The organism is Oscillospiraceae bacterium (assembly GCA_034925865.1).
Taxonomy (GTDB): domain Bacteria; phylum Bacillota; class Clostridia; order Oscillospirales; family SIG627; genus SIG704.
Genome location: JAYFRN010000034.1, coordinates 1 through 2,203 on the forward strand (window position 1 = coordinate 1; position 2,203 = coordinate 2,203).

The window sequence follows — 2,203 nt, forward strand, 5'->3', positions numbered from 1 at the left end:
ACTGTATCGCTATGTCTGTTATTGTCCTGAACCTGAAAAAGGTTCTTTGCGCCTTTTTTGTGTTCCTATATTGTTTGCTAATAACACATCATCTACCGCAGCGAAATTTGAAATTCGTATTTGTTCAGTAGACATTAATTATCATGTCCGGAATGTCGTCAAGCCCAAGTTGCCTTTCGACACCGCCTATTTCATATGCGATTTTAGGCATTCCGTAAACGACGGAGGTTTTTTCGTCCTGACCTATTGTGATCGCTCCATTGTTGCGCATCTTTAAAATACCCTTCGCGCCGTCCTGCCCCATTCCGGTAAGTATAACTCCGACTGCGCTTTTTCCGCATTCAGCCGCCATTGAATCGAAAAGTACATCAACCGACGGGCGATGACCGTTGACTTCGTTTCCCATAAACACATCGACTTTATATTTATCGCCGATTTTTTTGACTCTCATATGCTTGTCGCCCGGCGCGATAAGTACTTTTCCTGTTTCAACCGAGTCGCCGTCCTGAGCCTCCTTTACATTCAACGCGGTTTGTGTGTTCATTCTGTCCGCAAACATAGCTGAAAATACAGGCGGAATATGCTGTACAATGACAATACCGGGTATTGAGGGTGGAAGCTTTTTCAGAACATGGAACAATGCTTCCGTACCACCTGTTGATGCGCCGATTCCGATTATCCTCTTGTGATCACAGCGTATTGGAACATCGGTAGTTGCCGTATCTCTGACCCGTTTGAATCTTACCTTGGCTTTTGATGCAATTTTCACTTTGTTTATGAGGTCATTGATCACGGCTTCCACGCTTTTTGCCGATTGTTCGTTTGGCTTTGTCACAAAATCAACCGCTCCGGCGTTAAGAGCATCAAATACCGCATCGGATAAACTGCTGACGACAATAACGGGAACCGGATACTGCGGTATGAGCTTTTTTACGAATTCAATGCCGTTCATTTTTGGCATCTCTATATCGCAAGTTATTACATCCGGTTCATATGTTAATATTTTATCGCGGGCATCGAAGGGATCTGAGGCCTTTGCTACAACTTCGATCTGAGGATCGGTCGAAAGGCCTCTGGATAAAATTTCTCTGGACAAAATAGAATCGTCAATTACCAATACTCTGATTTTTCCTTCACGCATTTTTTTCCTCCGGATATTATTCTTTTCTGTATACGGCCGGCATTATATATTTATATCGTGTGATCTCCCTGTTAAGTGATTCCGAATGCCCCACAAACAGGTATCCGCCAGGTTCGGTACAGTCATAAAACTTTTCAATGAGCCTGTCCTTTGTTTCTTCGTCAAAATATATCATTACATTGCGGCAGAATATACAGTGGAATTTCTTTTTGAAGGGAAACGCTTTTTCCATCAGGTTGAATTTTCTGTATATCACTTCTTTTTTAATTGCATCTGTTATCCGGTATTCGCTGTCGCCGTAACGATTAAAATAATTAAGCTTCCAATTCAACGGCAGGGATTCGACTTTTGTTTGACTGTACACACCTTCCGCGGCATCCTTAAGCACCCTTGAGGATATATCGGTAGCAAGCACTTTACAGTCCCAAACCGATCTTGTCTGCTTAAAATATTCATCCAGTATCATTGCCAGAGTGTATGATTCTTCTCCTGTAGAACACGCTGCACACCAAATACGGAGATCTTTGTTTGGAACAGCTTTTTCAAGATACGGCAGCACTTTATCGCGAAAGTAAAAGAAATGTTCGGATTCGCGCATAAAGTATGTATGGTTTGTAGTTATATTATCGACAAATTCTGTAAGAGCCTTGCCGGATTTATCTTGGAACAGAAAATTACAATAGTCCGTGAAGTTGGAATATCCTGCTTTATCCAAAATTTTATATAGGCGCCCGGTCAGGAGTGTACGTTTCTCTTCCTTTAAATATATACCATAATTCTGTTTAATGAAATCAGCGAGCCTTTTATATTCGCCATCGGTCAATTCAAGAGGAATGTTGTTCTTAATTGGTTCAGACATAACCCCCATTACTGCGTCTCACCTCTTGTTCTGTTTAATATTTGCCGAATTCGGTATCGCTTAGTGATATTTTGGTTTTCTGCGATGAGCTTTTGGATTCAACTTTCTGTTCGTCCTTTTTTTGCTTCATCCCGTCAAGAGCCTTTAATACATCCGGACTGATCTGTGAATTCTCGCCTTTCGCTTTTGCGCGTATGTCCTTG

At 41.8% G+C, this 2,203-nt stretch carries 2 protein-coding genes; both read right to left on the minus strand.

Features of this window, described 5'->3' with window-relative positions; genetic code table 11:
• Window positions 1-124: 124 nt before the first annotated feature.
• Complete coding sequence (locus VB118_11210; GenBank protein MEA4833168.1) at window positions 125-1,141, minus strand: chemotaxis response regulator protein-glutamate methylesterase; 1,017 nt, start codon at window positions 1,139-1,141, stop codon at window positions 125-127.
• Between the two features lie 16 nt (window positions 1,142-1,157).
• Window positions 1,158-2,000, minus strand: coding sequence for a protein-glutamate O-methyltransferase CheR (locus VB118_11215; protein ID MEA4833169.1), 843 nt, complete (start codon window positions 1,998-2,000; stop codon window positions 1,158-1,160).
• Window positions 2,001-2,203: the final 203 nt, after the last annotated feature.